The organism is Vibrio sp. Isolate34 (assembly GCF_022397915.1).
GTDB lineage: Bacteria > Pseudomonadota > Gammaproteobacteria > Enterobacterales > Vibrionaceae > Vibrio.
In genome coordinates this window covers 122,975-142,531 of record NZ_JAKEUO010000015.1, presented here as the reverse complement: position 1 = coordinate 142,531, position 19,557 = coordinate 122,975, and the positions used below count along the sequence as shown (strand labels likewise).

13 protein-coding genes are annotated in these 19,557 nt (G+C 45.2%); 3 read left to right on the top strand and 10 right to left on the bottom strand.

The genetic code is table 11. The features are described from left to right. Positions 1–286: 286 nt before the first annotated feature. The 10 genes from L1D22_RS16460 to hrpB form a co-directional block, all read right to left on the bottom strand. Positions 287–1,315 (bottom strand): ABC transporter ATP-binding protein, encoded by a 1,029-nt coding sequence (locus L1D22_RS16460; protein ID WP_239830573.1) that lies wholly within the window; start codon positions 1,313–1,315, stop codon positions 287–289. Then, a complete protein-coding gene (locus L1D22_RS16455; protein ID WP_239830572.1) occupies positions 1,315–2,940 on the bottom strand; it encodes an iron ABC transporter permease in 1,626 nt (541 codons plus the stop codon). Before L1D22_RS16455 ends, L1D22_RS16460 begins: the two co-directional genes overlap by 1 nt. Positions 2,941–3,185: 245 nt before the next feature. Further along, complete coding sequence (locus L1D22_RS16450) at positions 3,186–4,199, bottom strand: Fe(3+) ABC transporter substrate-binding protein (RefSeq protein WP_239830571.1); 1,014 nt, start codon at positions 4,197–4,199, stop codon at positions 3,186–3,188. 296 nt (positions 4,200–4,495) lie between these two features. Then, on the bottom strand, positions 4,496–5,725 hold the full coding sequence (locus L1D22_RS16445; RefSeq protein ID WP_048605711.1) for an ammonium transporter: 1,230 nt from the start codon (positions 5,723–5,725) through the stop codon (positions 4,496–4,498). 27 nt (positions 5,726–5,752) lie between these two features. Further along, positions 5,753–6,091, bottom strand: coding sequence for a P-II family nitrogen regulator (glnK, locus tag L1D22_RS16440; protein WP_004738200.1), 339 nt, complete (start codon positions 6,089–6,091; stop codon positions 5,753–5,755). A gap of 250 nt (positions 6,092–6,341) precedes the next feature. Beyond that, on the bottom strand, positions 6,342–6,710 hold the full coding sequence (locus L1D22_RS16435; protein ID WP_017633250.1) for a YacL family protein: 369 nt from the start codon (positions 6,708–6,710) through the stop codon (positions 6,342–6,344). Between the two features lie 159 nt (positions 6,711–6,869). Beyond that, the gene (acnB, locus tag L1D22_RS16430) at positions 6,870–9,458 is read right to left on the bottom strand and encodes a bifunctional aconitate hydratase 2/2-methylisocitrate dehydratase (protein WP_239830570.1); all 2,589 of its coding nucleotides are present in this window, start codon (positions 9,456–9,458) and stop codon (positions 6,870–6,872) included. 272 nt (positions 9,459–9,730) lie between these two features. Then, positions 9,731–12,070 carry a patatin-like phospholipase family protein gene (locus L1D22_RS16425; RefSeq protein WP_239830569.1) on the bottom strand — a complete coding sequence of 780 codons (2,340 nt, stop codon included), beginning with the start codon at positions 12,068–12,070 and terminating at the stop codon, positions 9,731–9,733. Between the two features lie 38 nt (positions 12,071–12,108). After that, on the bottom strand, positions 12,109–14,508 hold the full coding sequence (mrcB, locus tag L1D22_RS16420) for a penicillin-binding protein 1B (protein WP_239830568.1): 2,400 nt from the start codon (positions 14,506–14,508) through the stop codon (positions 12,109–12,111). Further along, entirely contained in the window at positions 14,505–16,943 is a 2,439-nt protein-coding gene (gene hrpB / locus L1D22_RS16415; protein ID WP_239830578.1) for an ATP-dependent helicase HrpB, read from the bottom strand. Before hrpB ends, mrcB begins: the two co-directional genes overlap by 4 nt. 94 nt (positions 16,944–17,037) lie before the next feature. Here hrpB and sfsA point away from each other — a divergent pair, with 94 nt between their 5' ends. The 3 genes from sfsA (at position 17,038) to gluQRS (ending at position 19,386) form a co-directional block, all read left to right on the top strand. Next, positions 17,038–17,781 (top strand): DNA/RNA nuclease SfsA, encoded by a 744-nt coding sequence (sfsA, locus tag L1D22_RS16410; protein ID WP_239830567.1) that lies wholly within the window; start codon positions 17,038–17,040, stop codon positions 17,779–17,781. Between the two features lie 135 nt (positions 17,782–17,916). Beyond that, a complete protein-coding gene (gene dksA / locus L1D22_RS16405; RefSeq protein ID WP_004738189.1) occupies positions 17,917–18,363 on the top strand; it encodes an RNA polymerase-binding protein DksA in 447 nt (148 codons plus the stop codon). Positions 18,364–18,510: 147 nt separating this feature from the next. Beyond that, positions 18,511–19,386, top strand: coding sequence for a tRNA glutamyl-Q(34) synthetase GluQRS (gene gluQRS / locus L1D22_RS16400; RefSeq protein WP_239830566.1), 876 nt, complete (start codon positions 18,511–18,513; stop codon positions 19,384–19,386). Positions 19,387–19,557 lie beyond the last annotated feature (171 nt).

Genomic DNA, 19,557 nt, shown 5'->3' with positions numbered 1-19,557 from the left:
CATGGATAGCCTCGGCTTCAAGACCGCAAAAGCATTTAGCCTCAGAGTTCGGTTTAAGAGTTAGTGTAATAAGTGATGCTGTCTGGTGAGACTTTACTATTTTAAAGCCTTCCCAGAATGACGATAGGAAAGTATGATTCGGCATGAAAACGGTAGTTTGTGTATGATTTTTGTTTGGCGACTAAACCATATCACTTACTACCGTTTTTGTTTTTAGTTCCCGCTAATCCGCGATGAACCTTTTTTATGGCGATTCTTGTAACGATTAGTATCGCGTTCTATCTCTTTAAAAAGCCAATACGCCTTTGGTATCGACTTTTACGTTGACCGGCATACCCACTTCAAGTGCTTCTGACGAGGTTGCTAATAACTTCTGACCATTGGCTTCAATCACATAGCGGCAATGGTCGCCCATGAATTGCTGCTCCAATACAGACAGATTACTGTCGACATCATGGCTCGCGACAATGTGCTGAGGTCTTAACAACAACGCGCAGTCCGTACCTAACTCAATCTCTGTTTGTGCTTTCGCTTCAATCAGACCTAAGCTGGTTTCAAACTCATTATCTGAAATACGCTGAGCATTTAAGTAACTACCACCACCTAAGAAATCAGCCACAAACTTACTTGATGGATGAAAGTACAACTCAGATGCCGAACCATACTGTTCAATCACACCATGATTCATTACTGCCATTTTATCTGCAAAGGCAAACGCCTCTTCACGGCTGTGAGTTACGAAGATAGCTGTAACCCCCTGCTTCTTAAAGATCTTACGAATCTGAGAAATCAACTCATGACGAACTTGGGTATCAATGTTCGAGAACGGTTCATCAAGTAGCAATAAATCAGGCTTGTAAGCCAAAGAGCGCGCAATCGCGACACGTTGTTGCTGACCACCAGACAATTGATGCGGGTAGCGATCGCCGTATTGATCAAGATGAACGAGCTCTAGCATCTCTTGAACCTTTGCTTTCTTCTCTTGATCAGACATATCGCGCAGGCCAAATGCCACGTTCTGATTTACCGTCAGATGTGGGAACAGCGCGTAATCTTGGAAAATCATACCGATGTTACGTTGCTCTGGTGGCAACCAATTCTCGCCATCATCAATGGTTTGACAGTTCAAACTCATCACACCGCTACTTAATGGAAGTAAGCCCGCAATCGCCTTAAGTAAGGTCGTTTTACCGCAACCACTCGCACCAAGAAGACAGACAATCTCGCCATGCTCAACTTCTAACGAGAGCGCTTCCAAAATGGTTTGCGACTCATACTTACAAGTCAGATCTTTAATTGATAATGCACAACTCATTAGTTTTTCTGCTCCAAGGAACGGTTTACGATGATCAGAGGAATTAGACCCACCAACACCAATAATACAGCAGGCATCGCCGCCAGTTCTAGGTGCTCATCTGAGGCGTAGTTATAAACATAAGTCGCCAATGTCTCAAAGTTGAAAGGACGCAGCAGCAATGCCGCATTCAACTCTTTCATTGATTCGATAAACACCAGTAAGCCAGCGATCAATGCACCACGTTTAATTAAAGGTAAATGAACACGACGTAACATCTGGTTGGTATTGCAACCCATGGTTTTCGAAGCCATATCCAATGAAGGGGATACTTTACTCAAGCTGCTTTCAATACTGCCGATTGCGACTGCCGAAAAGCGCACGACCATGGCAAAGATTAGCGCGAACATGGAACCGGAGAAGATCAAACCAGGTCTCCCCCACTCCATCACTTTCGCAATGTCATTGACCAAGTGATCCATGAACAAAACAGGTACCATCACACCGATCGCTAACACGGTGCCAGGTACTGCATAGCCCATCGAAGCGAGACGCATATAAGCTTGATTTTTCTTATTCGGGCTAACACGTTGATTGAAGTTAACAATCATCGCGATAATCACGCCAATAATCGCAGCAACCACCGAAACATAAAGGCTGTTAACCGCATACTCCCTGAATTCAGGGGTCCAGCTTTGAGCAAAATATTTGTAGGCATAAATAATCAGCTGACCAAGAGGGAACAGGAATGCAACGCAAACTAATCCCCAGCACCAGAATAGTGCCAGCCATTTTTTCCAACCAGAAAGGTCGTAACGAAAATCTTCGCGGCTACTGAACTGATTCTGGAATAGCTTCTGCTTACGGCGACTGTATCGCTCTGAGCTCAACAGTAGGAGCACGATAACCAGCATGATTGCCGATATTTTCGCCGCTGCCGTTAAGCTTGAGTAGCCTAGCCAAGTATCATAAACCGCAGTCGTTAAAGTATTTACCGCAAAGTAACTCACGGTACCAAAGTCACCGATGGTTTCCATAGCAACAAGCGATAAACCGACCGCCATTGATGGACGAACAAGTGGTAAGGAGATACGACGGAAGCTTTCCCAAGGTGAGCATTTTAGTAACCGAGCGGATTGCAATAAGGAGACGTTTTGTTCCATAAATGCCGCGCGGCACAGCAAATAAACATAAGGATAGAGAACGAGAGACAGAACAATAATAGCGCCAGATAAGGTTCTAATATCCGGGAACCAATACTCACCGGGTCCCCACCCAGTAAGATCTCGCAGTAGAACCTGAACAGGGCCAGCAAAGTCGAACCAATCAGTAAAGATATAGCCAACGATATAGCCTGGCATTGCTAATGGCAGGACGAGTGCCCACTGCAAAACACGCTCTCCCGGAACTCGGCACATTGCCATAACCCAAGCCGACGGAATACCAAAAACTAAAGACAGGAACATGGTTCCTATGACTAAAACCACCGTATTGTAGGCATAGGTAGGCATCACTGTGGACATCAGATGAGAAAATAGCTCATCGGTTTCTCCAACAGCCGTCGTAAAAATTGCTAAGATCGGTAAAACCAGTAATACAGCAATAATGCCGCTACTGGTGTTCCATAAATAATTCTTTTCTTTCATCGCCTAACTACAACGAGGCTTAATGAAACACAAATGCATTTGCAAATACATCTCATATCCTTTTAATGGTGGGGGTTATTTATACCCATATACTCTAATGACTTCAAGGTGAGATGCTAATAACTCAAGGGATCAACGGGGTGCTTTGTATCAAAAAGTGATTTTCCAATAACAAACAACCCCAAGTAGCCAAAATGGCGACTTGAGGTTGTCATTTTACATAGGCCGAAGCCTATCATAATAAATTATAGATCGAACTTAACTTCGTCTAATAGCTTGATTGCAGCCGCGTGGTGGTTTGCAATTTCATCTAGAGAAATAGTATCCGCTTTGAACTCACCCCATGAAGCAACAAGCTCAGAAGGTTTAACGTCTGCTTTCACTGGGTATTCGTAGTTCACTTCTGCGTACATGCTTTGTGCTGTGTTACCAGATAGGAATTCCATCAGCTTAACGGCATTCTCTTCATTTGGAGAGTATTTAGCCATTGCCATACCAGAAATGTTTACGTGAGTACCCGTTGTTTCTTGGTTAGGGAAGTTAATGTAAACAGAGTCAGCCCAAGCTTTTTGCTCTTTATCGTTAACCATCTTACCTAGGTAGTAGCTGTTACCAAGAGCAACATCACATAGACCTTCTTTAATCGCTTTAACTTGCGCGCGGTCGTTGCCTTGCGGCTTACGTGCTAGGTTTGCTTTTACGCCTTCTAACCATTCTTTCGTTTCAGCTTCACCTTTGTGAGCAATCATAGAAGAGACCAGAGAAACATTGTATGGGTGCTTACCGCTACGAGTACAGATTTTGCCTTTAAATTCAGGCTTAGTTAGATCTTCGTAAGTGAACTCTTCACCTAGACGACCAACACGGTCACGTGAAGAATAAACGCTACGTGTACGAGTTGTTAGAGCGAACCACTCGTTATCTGTATCTTGGTATTGAGCAGGGATGTTCTTTTCAAGTACATCGCTCTCTACTGATTGAACTAGACCTTGCTTAGTTAGTTCAGATAGACGGCTGATATCTACAGTTAAGACAACGTCAGCTGGGCTGTATTCACCCTCTTGAGCTAACTTCTCTGCTAAACCTTTTTTAGCAAACTTAACGTTTACTTTAATGCCAGTCTCTTTTGTGAACTCTTTGAACATTGGCTCAACAAGGAAAGGTTGACGGTAAGAGTAGACGTTTACTTCTTCCGCAGCCATTGCTGTCGGGGCAATTACACTACACGCTAGAGCTGAAAGTGTTAGCAGTTTCTTCATTGTAAAATCCTTTATATCGAAATGATAATGTCTATCAGTTGCGTTATTATATTCATCATTAACATAATTACAATGACAACCGACAAAAAACTCGTCTACTCAGACCATTAAAACCATCACTTTTGTAACAAACCATTTCAACATTTGTGTCTTGTCATCCCCCTTAAACAATGAGCCTAACTGCAAAGCTCATGTTTATATATTGTGCAACCGTAAATACAACAAAGCCCCGCAACAAGAGTTGCGGGGCTTTGTTTGTCCAACCTAACCCATTCAGATTAGGCGACGACTGTTGATTATTTTACTGATACAAACTCAGGGTAAGCGCCAACACCACAATCGTGCATGTCCATACCTTCCAGTTCCTCGTCTTCAGTAACTCGGATACCGATTGTTGCTTTAAGCACAGCCCATACCGCTAGGCTCGCACCAAATACCCAAGCAAAGATTACTGCAGCACCTAGTAGTTGAGCACCGAATGTTGCATCAGCGTTGCTTAGTGGCACAGCCATTAGACCGAAGAAACCACACACACCGTGTACTGAAATAGCACCTACTGGATCATCAATCTTAGCTTTGTCTAGAGCGATGATGCTGAATACAACCAATGCGCCAGATACCGAACCAATTGCTACTGCGAATAGAGGTGATGGTGATAGAGGGTCTGCAGTGATTGCTACTAGGCCAGCTAATGCGCCGTTAAGAATCATTGTTAGGTCTGCTTTACCCCAAGTTGTTTTACATACTAGTAGTGCTGCGATTGCACCCGCTGCTGCTGCTGCGTTAGTGTTAAGGAAGATTTGCCCCACTGCTGTCGCGTTCTCGAAATCTGAAACCATTAGTTGAGAACCGCCGTTGAAACCGAACCAACCGAACCAAAGGATAAATGTACCTAGTGTTGCAAGCGGCATGTTTGAACCAGGAATCGGGTAGATTTCACCGTTCTTACCGTATTTACCTTTACGAGCACCTAGCAGTAGAACACCTGCTAACGCAGCTGCCGCACCAGCCATGTGTACAATACCTGAACCAGCAAAGTCACTGAAACCAGCTTCTGATAGGAAACCACCGCCCCAAGTCCAGTAACCTTCAACAGGGTAAATGAACGCTGTTAGTACTACTGAGAAGATTAGGAATGACCAAAGCTTCATACGCTCAGCAACCGCACCAGATACCACAGACATTGCTGTTGCAACGAATACTACCTGGAAGAAGAAGTCTGATTCTAAAGAGTGGTCTGCACCTTCACCTTGAGTACCAATCAGAGTACCGAATGATGGCAACCAACCGCCTTCACCGTTATCCACATACATAATGTTGTAACCAACAACTAAGAAAGCAGTACAAGCAATCGCGTACAAGCAGATGTTCTTAGTTAAAATTTCTGTGGTGTTCTTTGAACGAACTAGGCCAGCTTCTAACATCGCGAAGCCTGCTGCCATCCACATTACTAACGCACCTGAAATGAGGAAGAAAAAAGTGTCTAGTGCGTAACGTAGTTCCGTTACTGTTGTTGTAAGTTCCATATTAAAGTCTCCAGTCCTTGTAATTCTTTAAAGTGCTTCAGCATCCATTTCACCAGTACGAATTCGTACGGCTTGGCTTAGGTCATACACAAAAATTTTGCCATCGCCGATTTTTCCGGTGTGTGCCGCTTGGCTAATCGCTTCAACAACTCGGTCAACATTTTCAGCTTGAGTAGCTATCTCTAGTTTTACCTTTGGTAGGAAATCTACTTGGTATTCCGCACCACGGTACAATTCAGTGTGTCCTTTCTGACGACCAAAGCCTTTCACTTCAGAGACCGTCATACCTTCAATACCCACATCAGAGAGTGCTTCACGTACATCATCTAATTTGAATGGCTTAACAATGGCATTTATTAGTTTCATATTCGTTCCTTAAATTCTTCACTTAATCCGTTAATTCTCTTATTACAATCCAAGTAGCGTGCCAAAAAGTTAAACTATTGATTTTAAAGAATATAGAAATAATAAAGCCGCAATAACAAAAAAGGCCGCACCAATATGGTGCGGCCTTTTCACTATCTTAATGCGTTGCACTATTGTTGCTCCAGTTTTGGGCAACAAGGTCTTCAAAGCTAAAAATAGAAACAGAATATCGAGCTTAGAAAATCAAAGACTAGTAACCTAGAAACTCCATCCAACGCTCAATCAGTAGCTCGAAGTCATCGATTCCACAGCTTGCTTGGCTCTCGCAGTTATAAAAGTCGAACTCACTGCCTTCTTCCATCTCTTGCTCGTGGCCAAGTACGTTTTCTTGAATCGTCACTTCGTCTTCATTGATCGCTAAACTGATCTCTTTACCAAGCAAGGTCACTTCATTACTCAGATCCTGTCGAGATTGCTCAATAAGCGCCATCACATGATCCAGTTTCTGCTTATCTTTACCGATCTCTTCTTGTAACCAGCGGCCAACGATCTCGTGTCCCATGCTGCATTTCACGTAGTACTCACCCATTAGAGTGTTTCTTGTAAATTCGAATTCCATAGTGGCTCCACGCAGTAACTGCAGACAGGGTTAAAAATGAGGCGAGAGTATATAGCGAAGTCATCAAGAGATCGAGTCGCTCGTCGCCGAACATGTAGACATAAAAAAACGCCTTCTACGAATAGAAGGCGTTCAGCAAGTTACTCAATCAGTCAGCGGTTATGCTGGCTCTTGGAAGATAACTGTATCTGCTTTTTCCGTGTACTGACCCATTTTATGGAAGTTCAGGTAGCGGTATGTATCTGCAGCCGTTGCATTAATCTTCTCTGCGTACTCAAGGTACTCTTCTTTCGTTGGGATACGACCAAGAATCGCACCAACTGCAGAAAGTTCAGCAGAAGCTAGGTAAACATTCGCACCAGTACCCAAACGGTTCGGGAAGTTACGAGTAGACGTAGACATTACTGTCGACTTGTCTGCAACACGTGCTTGGTTACCCATACACAGTGAACAGCCCGGAGTTTCGATACGAACCCCAGCACGGCCGAAGATACCGTAGTAGCCTTCTTCTGTCAGCTGGTCTTTATCCATCTTAGTTGGCGGAGCAACCCATAGGCGAGTGTTTAGAGAGCCATTGAACTCTTCAAGCATCTTACCTGCAGCACGGAAGTGACCGATGTTCGTCATACAAGAACCGATGAACACTTCTTGAATCTCAGTACCTTGAACGTCAGAAAGAAGACGAGCATCATCTGGATCGTTTGGAGCACATAGGATTGGTTGATCGATGTCAGCAAGGTCGATCTCAATAACGTGAGCGTATTCAGCATCTGAATCAGCAGACAGTAACTCAGGGTTAGCTAGCCACTCTTCCATAGCTGTAATACGACGTTCGATAGTACGAACATCACCGTAGCCTTCAGCGATCATCCACTTAAGCATCACGATGTTCGAGTTCAAGTACTCAGAGATAGACTCTTCAGAAAGCTTAACCGTACAACCAGCTGCAGAACGCTCAGCAGATGCATCAGAAAGTTCAAATGCTTGCTCAACAGATAGGTGCTCAACACCTTCAATTTCTAGTACACGACCAGAGAATTCGTTGATCTTACCTGCTTTTTCTACAGTCAGTAGACCTTGCTTGATACCGTATAGAGGAATCGCGTGTACTAGGTCACGTAGCGTGATACCTGGCTGCATTTCGCCTTTAAAACGAACCAAGATAGATTCAGGCATATCAAGTGGCATAACACCCGTTGCTGCCGCGAATGCGACTAGGCCTGACCCCGCAGGGAACGAAATACCTAATGGGAAACGAGTATGCGAGTCACCACCTGTACCAACAGTATCAGGAAGAAGCATACGGTTTAGCCATGAGTGGATAACACCATCACCCGGACGCAGTGAAACACCCGCACGGTTCATGATGAAATCAGGTAGCGTATGGTGAGTGTTTACATCAACAGGTTTCGGGTATGCCGACGTGTGGCAAAAAGACTGCATCACTAAATCAGCAGAGAAGCCAAGACATGCAAGGTCTTTAAGCTCATCACGTGTCATAGGACCTGTAGTATCTTGAGAACCTACGGTTGTCATCTTCGGCTCACAGTACTGACCAGCGCGAACGCCTTCAACACCACATGCTTTACCTACCATCTTCTGAGCAAGCGTATAACCTTTATCAGAAGCAGAAGGATCAATTGGTTTAGCAAACATATCCGTTTCAGCTAGACCTAGAGAGTCACGAGCACGACCAGTTAGACCACGACCGATGATCAGTGGAATACGGCCACCAGCACGAACTTCATCGAGAAGAACTTTGCTGAGTTCGAAGTTTGAAATCACAGAACCGTTCTTGTGAACAACACCTTCGTACGGGTAGATATCAATGATATCGCCCATGTTCATGTCTTGTACGTTCAGTTCGATTGGCAGTGCGCCTGAATCTTCCATTGTGTTGTAGAAGATTGGAGCAATTTTACCACCTAGACAAACACCGCCAGTACGTTTGTTTGGTACGAATGGGATATCTTCACCCATGAACCAAAGCACTGAGTTTGTCGCAGATTTACGTGAAGAACCTGTACCAACAACATCACCAACGTAAGCCAGCGGAATGCCATCTTTTTGTAGTTCTTCAATTTGAGTAATTGGACCGACGTTCCCCTGGTCATCAGGAGTAATGCCTTCACGTTCCATCTTCAGCATCGCTTTTGCGTGTACTGGGATATCAGGACGTGACCATGCATCTGGCGCTGGAGATAGGTCATCGGTGTTCGTTTCACCAGTGACTTTAAATACTTTAACTGTGATTTTTTCTGCTACTTTATCTTTCGCTGTAAACCATTCAGCATCAGCCCAAGATTGAAGTACTTGTTGTGCCGCAGCATTGCCAGCTTTCGCTTTCTCTTCTACGTCGTAGAATGCATCGAACATTAGGAGAGTGTGAGACAGTGCTTTAACAGCGATAGGAGCAAGCTCAGCATCATCAAGCAGAGATACTAGAGGCTCAATGTTGTAACCACCTTGCATAGTACCAAGCAACTCTGCAGCTTTTGCTTTACTTACTAATGGAGATGATACTTCACCTTTTGTGACAGCCGTAAGGAAGCCTGCTTTTACATAAGCAGCCTCATCTACACCCGGTGGAATGCGGTTTTCTAGTAGGTTAAGAATATATTCATCTTCACCTTGAGGTGGGTTCTTTAGAAGTTCAACTAGGCCAGCTACCTGCTCAGCGTCTAGTGGTTTTGGAACAACTCCCTCGGCAGCACGTTCTTCGACGTGTTTACGGTAGGCTTCAAGCACGACTTTTTTCCTCTCATTGCGGTCCACTTCTTCCCTTCATAATTGTTAGTAAAATAAAGAAGTGAACATCCTTGGAAACTTGGCTCTCCATTGCCATTTTTGTCATTCAATTTGTATTGATGAGCGGCGTCATAGAGGCCAAACTGTGGGCGGTAGAATAGCAAATTTAACGTTAAATTAAAATCTTATCATTTTGACCAACATAGCAAGTTAAGACGAAAGTCCTACGATTTTTGCCTATTTAGTCGGAAAAAGAGCTATCACACGCATGTTTATTTGTAAGACGTTCCGATAATTAAGTAGACCGAATCGTAGTTACTTTCGGTTCTACCGTAAGCTAAAATAATCGGCCCTATTGGAGAATCAACTCCAGCAAAGACAGAGCCAGCAGTGAACATCGGCGCTTCATCAAGACTCAGTTCATTGTTCGACCACACACCACCATGTTCAACGGATGCACCCACGTAGAATGGTGATTTAAAGAGGCCGAAATCATTTTCAAACCACTTGTAACGATAGATTAGACTCGTATAAGCCAAGTTTTGACCGATCAGGCTATTTCTTGGGATACCGGATAAATTAAGGAATCCACCAAGCTCCTTCGGATCAATTGGAAATACAGAGTTTTTGCTTTCTACCATACCAAAATCCAGCTTTGCGACTAAAGTATGCTTCTCAATACTTTGTGCCGCCATGAAATTAGCGGAAATCTCGTAAACGGTATCACTCTCAGAGGTTAAGTCAGAATCCCCAAGAGAACTGTCATTTTCAAAGTCATCATGAGAGACAAGATACTCTAAATCAACAAAGTAACCTTCCGTCGGTAAACTAAAGTTATCTAAGGTATCCAACCGATAACTAACGAATCCTCCGATACGTGAATACCCTCCATTACCTAGAGAGGGCAATGAAGCAACCTCAACTTCACCGTCGGTATAACGAACACCTGCTTTAAGCTCTTGCCACAATGTTGGTTGGTAACCCAATGCAAGTTCACCCACATACTCTCTGTAAGTCATCGGTAAGTAATCTTGCGTGACATCGAGGGTCGGCTCTTCAATCGCTTCCTCACCGGCGGGTAAATTTCTTTTCTGGTTGCTGTAAACAAGCGACGCCGAGGTAAACAACTTCTGGCTTGAGAAAAAAGGAGAAAACAACTCAGCCTCAATAAGCTTATCAGTACCCATTTCTAGATTCGTTCTTAACTCAGCACCGTGCGAGTTGATATCAGTGAAGTTCGCAGACATACCTATTGAATATTGGCTATCAGTTGCAAAGTCATCTTCAAGGTAAAAGCGAAAATTGAGATAATTAGGGCCCCATGATTTCTCATTCACATCAACGACGAGTTGATCTTCACCATCAACGTTTTCAAATTCATAAGTGACCAGTTCAAAGCGGTCTAATGCGTAGAGATCTTTAACCTGAGATTCAATCTCACTGGTTTTAAGGATCTGCCCTGAATCGAGGTTCAAGCGATTCTCTATCAACTTATCTGAATAGTGGCTGTTATTGTTGATAATAACCTTATCAACAACGGTTTGATCACCGTGTTTCAGCTTTTTTCGAGCTTGTTGTTTATGCTCGATATACTTCTGATAGTCTGCATTGGAGAGTGATAACTTAGAAAGTTCAGCGCTGTATTGGCGCGCGGCATCATAACCCGCTTGATAGGCGCCCGGCATCTTATCAAATTCAGTGGTTTCCATTAGCCCAACATCAGGGCGTAGGAACACATCGTCGTCCGTTAACGTCTCGGCCTGCTCTTGAGTGCTACGACGAACAAGGTAGTTGGATAGCTGATCGGCGGCGGCTAGAAAATTAGTAAAATCTTCCTTACCTTTGTAGTTTGAGCTGATATCGACAGCAATAACGATATCTGCTCCCATCGCTCTGGCAACATCAACCGGCATGTTATTGGTGACACCGCCATCAACCAGCATTCGCCCATCGACTTCATAAGGCGGCAAAGCGCCAGGCACCGACATACTTGCCATCATCGCATCAACAAGATGACCATGGTCGATAACGACTTCTTCGAGCTTAATAATATCGGTTGCTACAGAACGGTATGGGATAGCAAGGTTGTCGAAAGAGTCGAATGAAGACAGATTTCCGGTGGTCTCACGCAAAATACGCAACATATTCTGACCTTGAACCACACCTTTTCTCGCTTTTATCTCACCCCAACCTAAACCGAGGTCGGTGTTCAATTGATAGCGGTCTTCATACTCTTTGTCACGCACACGGCGATCACTACGGTTAACGCGGTCGCGATAACCGCGATTCCAATCCACCGTGTAAATAAAACTTTCAATCTCGTCAGCGCTCATCCCTGTCGCATAAAGACCACCAACGTAGGCGCCCATACTGGTACCAGTGATGTAATCGACCGGGATCTGCATCTCTTCTAAGGCTTTAAGCACACCGATGTGGGCAGCACCTTTCGCTCCCCCACCAGCAAGAACGACAGCGACGGTTGGCCTTTTATGAGCTTGTGCAAGTTCAACGTGTTCTGATGAATCAACCTTCGCCGCAGTTGCTGCAAACAGTTGAAAACTGATCACTGTACCTACAACACCTAAGCTGCTCACTAACCAACGAGAAATCATTCTTTAAACTGTCCTTGTCATTGTTTTCTGTTATGACTTTACCACTGAAAAAGCTTCTTTAGCCACTGTTTTGGTTGACTTTCACAGCCCTTTTTAATGTTCCCACTTTCATCCCATACTGGCAGTTTAACGCTACCATCACAGTCAAACTCTAAAGCGCCTTCGGCAGTTCGAGTAAAGCTGGCGGTCGTAATCCCTGTCGGCCAAGGCAGCAATAACTGTTCTGGTGTTCTTTGCTTCAGGTAATCGGCATAGACACGCAGCGCACCGCTAGAACCTGTGAGTTTAGTCGGTTTATTGTCATCACGCCCAAGCCAAATCGTCGTCACTTCACGACCATCAACCCCAACAAACCAACTATCGCGACTGTCGTTACTGGTGCCCGTTTTACCGGCTAACCCTGCCCATGCAAACTGACCTTGTAGGAAGCGACCCGTACCTTCCGACACCCCACGTTTCATCGCATAGGTTGTTAGCCAAGCGGCTTGTTGGTCAACACTTTGCGACACGCGAGGGATTGATTGATATAGAACCTCACCATCATTATCAACCACTGAACGAAGCGCAGACAACGGTGCGATACGGCCTGAGTTGGTGATTGTCTGGTACATCTGTGCAACTTGGAATGGTGTCAGTGAGAATGAACCCAAGAACATCGATGGCACTGGGCGAATCTCATTTTTATCGACACCCAGTTTTCCAATCGTATCTGAGACACTATCAATACCTAACTGCATTCCCAATCGAACCGTTGGCACATTATAAGATTTCGAAAGTGCCACATACAAAGGCACCTCTCCGCGGAACTTACGATCGAAGTTTCTCGGGCTCCAGACGCTGCCTTTACTGCCTTTCAAGCTGAGGGGGGTATCCATCAAAGTCGTCGCGAGCGTGTACTTTTGCGGCTGCTCTAATGCCGTCAGATAAATTGCAGGTTTGACTAATGAACCAATTGGGCGACTTGCGTTCAAGGCACGGTTAAAGCCATCGTAGCCAGTACGCTTGCCCCCTACCATCGCACGGATTTCACCAGTATTTCGATCAACAGCAATCGCAGCCGCTTCAAGTTTGTCACCTGCAGTTTTGGATAGATCAGGTACCTTACGCGCAATCGACTTCTCTAGCTTATCTTGAGACACAGGATCAAGAGAGGTAAACACACGTATCCCTTTCTTGGCTTCAAATCGGTCTCCAACGTACTTTTTCAGCTCGATGTTTACCTGTTGGAAGTAAGCTGGCTGTCGGCTGGCAATGCGCGGGTTGTCTTGAATATCCAAGTCACGACTTGCAGCTTCTTCGTATTGGCGAGGAGTCAAAATATCTTGTTGCATCAATAAGCGAAGAACCAGATCGCGTCGAGTCTTAGCGCGTTCAGGGTAACGAACAGGGTTGTAATACGATGGTCCTTTCACCATACCCACTAGCAATGCTAGCTGATCGATGCGCAGCTCTTGAATCGGTTGACCGAAGTACAAACGCGAAGCTAAGCCGAAACCATGAATCGCTTGACCGCCATTTTGACCTAGGTAAACCTCGTTCAAGTAAGCTTCTAGGATGCGGTCTTTGCTGTAACGATGATCCAAGATAAGCGCAATGTAGGCCTCACGAACCTTACGCCACAGCGTGCGTTCACTGGATAGGAACAAGTTCTTCGCCAACTGTTGAGTCAACGTACTACCACCTTGCACCGTGCGTCCGGCTTTCACATTCACCACCATCGCACGAGCTATCGCCAATGGCGAAACCCCATCGTGCTGGTAGAAATTTCGGTCTTCGGTCGCCAGTAGCGCATCAACCATCACTTCTGGGAATTGGTTACGTTTCAAGAACAGTCGCTGCTCATCGTTGCTTTTCTCAAGCATACCCAGCATTTTCGGTTCAACACGTAGATAACCCATGTCGCCTTTCTTCTCTAGCGACTGGATTCGAGTTAATTCATTGCCATTGAAGTGCAACATCACATGACGGTCAGCTTCCGGCCCATCAACAAACTCGAACGGACGACGAATCATCTCAATCTTGGTTGAAGAAGATGAGTACTCACCAGGGTGACGAGGAGAGTTCACCTTGCGGTAATTCAGTACATCCAGTTCATTCTTAACCTGTGTCAAACTCACCGCAGTACCCGGAGATAGATCCAACACACGAGCATAAACAACGGTAGGTAAATCAAACAATTGACCTTCAAAGCGCTGCTTGACCACCGAATCTAGATAGATACCGACGAACAACAATAGCGCTGCCAAGGCTAAGCCCGCTTTCCACGCAATGCCCCAAAGGATCTTCAACCAACCTCGGTTACCCGTTTTTTGGGCTCTTGGTTTGCTCTTCTTCGCGGCGGCTCTCGGTTTTCGAGGCTTGGTTTTGGTCGCTGGTGACTTCTTTGCTGGCGCTTTTTTAGGTGGTGCCTTTTTTGGCGTTAACATTTTGGTCATCATCGGTTCAACTGTCGTTTGGTTTTAGTGGTTGCTACATGGTTAGCAGGGTCATCGGGCCAAGGGTGTTTTGGGTAACGGCCTTTCATCTCTTTTTGTACTTCTTTGTACGCGCCAGCCCAAAAGCCAGCTAAATCTTGAGTGATTTGCAATGGTCGCTGCGCTGGAGAAAGTAACTCAAGCACGACTTTTTTACGACCTTGCGCTATCAATGGTGAGTCTTGTTCACCAAAGACTTCTTGCATTCGCACCGAGATCACAGGCTCCGATTGATATTGGTATCGAATCGCTTTTTTATTGCCTGTAGGCATCACGTAATGCGTCGGTAACCATTGGTCGATTTCTTGATTCAACGGCCAACCCAGGTACGCCGACAGTGCCTGCTCAATGGAAACACCCGACAACCCTTTTGCTGACTTTATGCCATTCAAATACGGCGATAACCAAGTATCTAGATGTTCCATTAAGCTAGCATTATCCATCGCAGGCCAATCATGTTCTGGCATCCAAAGCTGGGCGCAACGTACACGCTCAACAAGCTGCTTCGCGGCTGGCGTCCAATGTAAACGGTCAAGCCCACATCGAGCGATATAATTGAGTAGCGCTTGGCTCGCCTGACCCGCACTCGGCTCTGGTAACGCTTTGGTGCTGATAATCAGTTTGCCCAAAGAGACTCGCTGCTCAGCTACCAAACGTCCACGTTTTTCATCCCAATCCGCATAATCTGAACAGGCGAAGAGTTTTGGAAACGCGTCTTCTAACTGCGAAATATCAACGGCGGTTGCCAAGAAAATCCGACTGGCTCGCCCTGCGCTACGCATCAAATCAATCACCACGATGTAATCGTTATTCGCCAATGGATCATCATCACGCACCTCAGCGCCGTGACCATTCGCAAGAAGGAACGCACTACTGGTTGCGCTTCTCGCTTGAGCTATTCGGTCAGGGAATGCAAAACAAAGCACTAATGGTAACAATGATTCATCAAGTTGTGACAAATCTACGTGATGATTGAGTTTGCTGGCGAGACTTTTCGCTCGCTGCATCACCACGCTGTTTTTCGCATGTTTTCTTTGCTTAAGTCGATGCAACGAATGCTGAATATCGGTGACGTTCCGTTCAGGTTCTTCAAGTAAAGCGGCGGCGACAATCGCAGCATTCAACAAGGCTTGGCTGCCCTGCTGCGCTTTTATCAGCATGCTGGCGATACGTGGCTCAAGACCTAAACGTTGAGCCTGTTTACCTAGCGCCGTAAATTGTCCATTGCTGTCTAGTAGCTCAAGGCTTTGCAGCAGTTGCTTGGCTTGTTCCACTGAAGCTTGTGGCGGAGCATCTAGCCATTGCAACTCGTCTGCATTTGCAGCGCCCCATTGCGTCAACTCAGCCACCAGCGAAGAGAGATCCGAATGTCGAATTTCAGGCTCAGGTACAGCAGGTTGCTGCATTAACTGCGTTTCGCTGTACAAGCGAACACACAGACCTTCTTCAATTCGCCCTGCACGGCCAGCACGCTGTTCAGCGGAAGACTGCGAGATTTTCACTTGCTCAAGCTTGGTGATGCCGGTTTTCAAATCAAACTTGGCGACTCGTTCAAAACCAGAATCCACCACCAACCGAATGCCCTCAATGGTCAAAGAGGTTTCAGCAATATTGGTGGCCAATACCACTTTGCGACGCCCTTTCTCAGACGGTGCTATTGCTTTCTGCTGTTGAGGAAAACTGAGTTGACCATACAAAGGACAGACATCAATATCGCTAGAGAGTTGTTCTAGTTGCGACTCCACCTGCTTAATTGCAGAAACGCCAGGCAAGAATGCTAACAACGAACCGGATTCCTTCTCCATCAAAGAACGGATCACATTCGCCATTTTAGGGGCTAAATATTCATTAGTACTGAGAGGCTGATAGCGAAAGTCGACCGGGAAAGTACGACCTTGAGATTCAACATATTTGGCATTCGGCAATAAAGATTGCAGCGCTTGTTGTTCTAAGGTTGCCGACATCACGACCACTTTCAGATCATCACGCAGCGCCTCTTGGATCTCTAGGCTAAAAGCCAAAGCGGTATCGGCATGAATGCTGCGTTCGTGGAATTCATCGAAGATCACCATGTCCACCCCTGTCAATTCAGGGTCGGTTTGGATCATTCTTGTCATGATCCCTTCGGTCACGATCTCCAAGCGAGTTGCACTGCTGGTTTTAGATTCACCACGAACTCTAAAACCTATGCTCTCCCCGATCTTCTCTCCCAATTGGCTCGCCAAGTAAGTCGCAATATTTCTTGCCGCCAAACGCCTAGGTTCAAGCATGATAATTTTGCCTTGAACGGCATTAGTCTTAACCAGCTGTATTGGGAAGAATGTTGACTTACCTGCACCGGGAGCGGCCTTTAGAATAAGTTGAGTGTGTGTTTCTACGCCAGCGAGCAGATCTGGCATCACAGCTTCTATGGGCAGTTGTGGCAATGGGAGAACCTTGTGGTGTAATGTTGGCAACATTGTACATAAAAACCTACCCGTCTAAATAAGTAATATGCACTTCAATCCGCCATTAGAGTCAGCGACTCTTATCAAACGCTATAAACGTTTTCTCACTGACATCAAACTTCCTGACGGCAGCGAGCGTACTATTCACTGTGCTAACACTGGAGCGATGACAGGATGCGCGACCCCAGGCAACACCGTTTGGTACTCAACATCCGATAACGCAAAAAGAAAGTACCCAAACAGCTGGGAGATCTCAGAAACAGACAAAGGTCACCGTATTTGTGTAAATACTGCGCGAGCAAACCAGCTAGCGGTGGAAGCAATTGAAAATGGGACTATAGTTGAACTCTTAGGTTATAACGCGTTACGAACCGAAGTGAAGTATGGTAGCGAGAATAGTCGAATTGATATTTTGCTTGAAGATAACGAAAAGCCGCCTTGTTACATCGAAGTAAAAAGCGTCACTTTGCTCGACGAGCAGCAAGTGTCAACTAAGCAAGAGATCTCAACCGAAGGACAAGGTTTTTTCCCTGATGCGGTCACCACCAGAGGTCAAAAACATCTGCGTGAACTCACAGAAATGGTCGAATCTGGAAATAGAGCCGTACTTTTATTCACTGTTTTGCATTCAGGTATTGAAAAAGTGTCTGCGGCACACCATATAGACGCCAAATATTCGTTATTACTAAAACAAGCACAAGACGCTGGAGTTGAAGTGCTTTGCTATAAAGCAGAGCTCAGCAGTACTCAAATACAACTAAAACAATCTGTTGAATTTATCAATAACTAAACAAAGATGTTGAACAAATCACATTGATTGCAAGTTTGAATAAGAGTATTTGCCACCATTCGTTCTTTCTGCTATAGATACCCGCCTTAAAATTAGCTGCTTTGCAGTTGACTAGGTGTAAATAGGAGATGCTGTATGCCAGAATCTAAGAAAAAAGCGCTAGGCATCCTAGCCATCGCAGGTGTTGAACCGTACCAAGAAAAGCCAGGTGAAGAATACATGTCACCTGAGCAAACGGAACATTTTACAAAAATTTTAGCAGCTTGGCGCAACCAGCTCAGGGAAGAAGTTGATCGTACTGTTCACCACATGCAGGACGAAGCAGCGAATTTCCCAGACCCAGTTGACCGTGCTTCTCAAGAAGAAGAATTCAGCCTAGAGCTACGCAACCGTGACCGTGAGCGTCGTCTAATCAAGAAAATTGAAAAGACACTAGACAAGATCGAAGAAGACGATTTCGGCTTCTGTGATTCTTGCGGTATCGAGATTGGCATTCGTCGCCTTGAAGCTCGTCCAACTGCTGACCTTTGTATTGACTGTAAAACACTTGCAGAGATCAAAGAGAAACAGATGCAAGGTTAATTCTTGCAGATATAAAGAAAGGGAGCTTTGGCTCCCTTTTTTGTTGGTTATCTCAGCGCGTTCAAGCGTGGTTAGAAACAATAATACGACAGTTAAACGTCTTAAGAATCGGCTACTGCGGTACCATCCAGATTAGGTTGTTCACACATGAATTATATCGGGCGCTTTGCACCATCACCGTCAGGTCCTCTTCATTTTGGCTCACTTGTTGCTGCTCTTGGTAGCTACTTCCAAGCAAAATCTAACCAAGGAAAATGGTTAGTTCGTATGGAAGACCTAGACCCACCAAGAGAAATGGCCGGAGCTGCAGACCTGATTCTTAAGACGCTTGAGGCTTACCATCTCTTTTGGGATGGCGAAGTCGTCTATCAAAGCCAACGTCACGACATGTATCAAGCTCAAATTGATCAATGGGTCGCTGATAAACAAGCCTACTACTGCCAATGCACTCGTAAACAGATAAAAGCCTTAGGCGGTTTCTATAATGGTCACTGCCGACACGCAGCTTTGATTGATTCAGGTGAGCGAGCGGTACGCTTGTGCATGGATTACCCTGTCGAGTCGTTTGACGATGTTCGTCACGGTACAATCCAGATACCTAAGGCATTGGCGGAAGAAGATTTCATTATCAAACGTCGAGATGGATTGTTTGCTTATAACTTGGCGGTTGTCCTTGATGATATCGACCAAGGGGTGACTGAAGTTGTTAGAGGCGCAGACCTAATCGAACCAACAGGTCGACAAATCAGTCTGTATAAGACACTCAAGCAAAAAACCGTCAGTTACCTGCACTTACCATTGGCAACCGATGGCTTGGGGAATAAACTGTCAAAACAGAACCACGCCACAGCCATCGATCTCAACAACCCAAAACCAACGCTACTTAATGCCATGCAATTCTTAGGTTTCACTATTCCTGAGGCTATTTGTGAGGCTTCAATCGATGAGATTTTATTGTGGGGCTGCCAACAATGGAACGTCAGTCAGTTACCTGATAGTTTACAAAAAGAGCACTGTAATTAGCTCGAAATTCACGGCAAACAGCAAAAACGACACATAAAAATGCCATAACCTACCACAGTGGTTAAGCAGACGATGTTCTCAAATGGCTCGCGCTAAGCTATTATTAGCCGCAATTAAACTCTGCACTACCACTTTGGACTAAGAGAAAAACAAAGTTGGCGATACCTACTT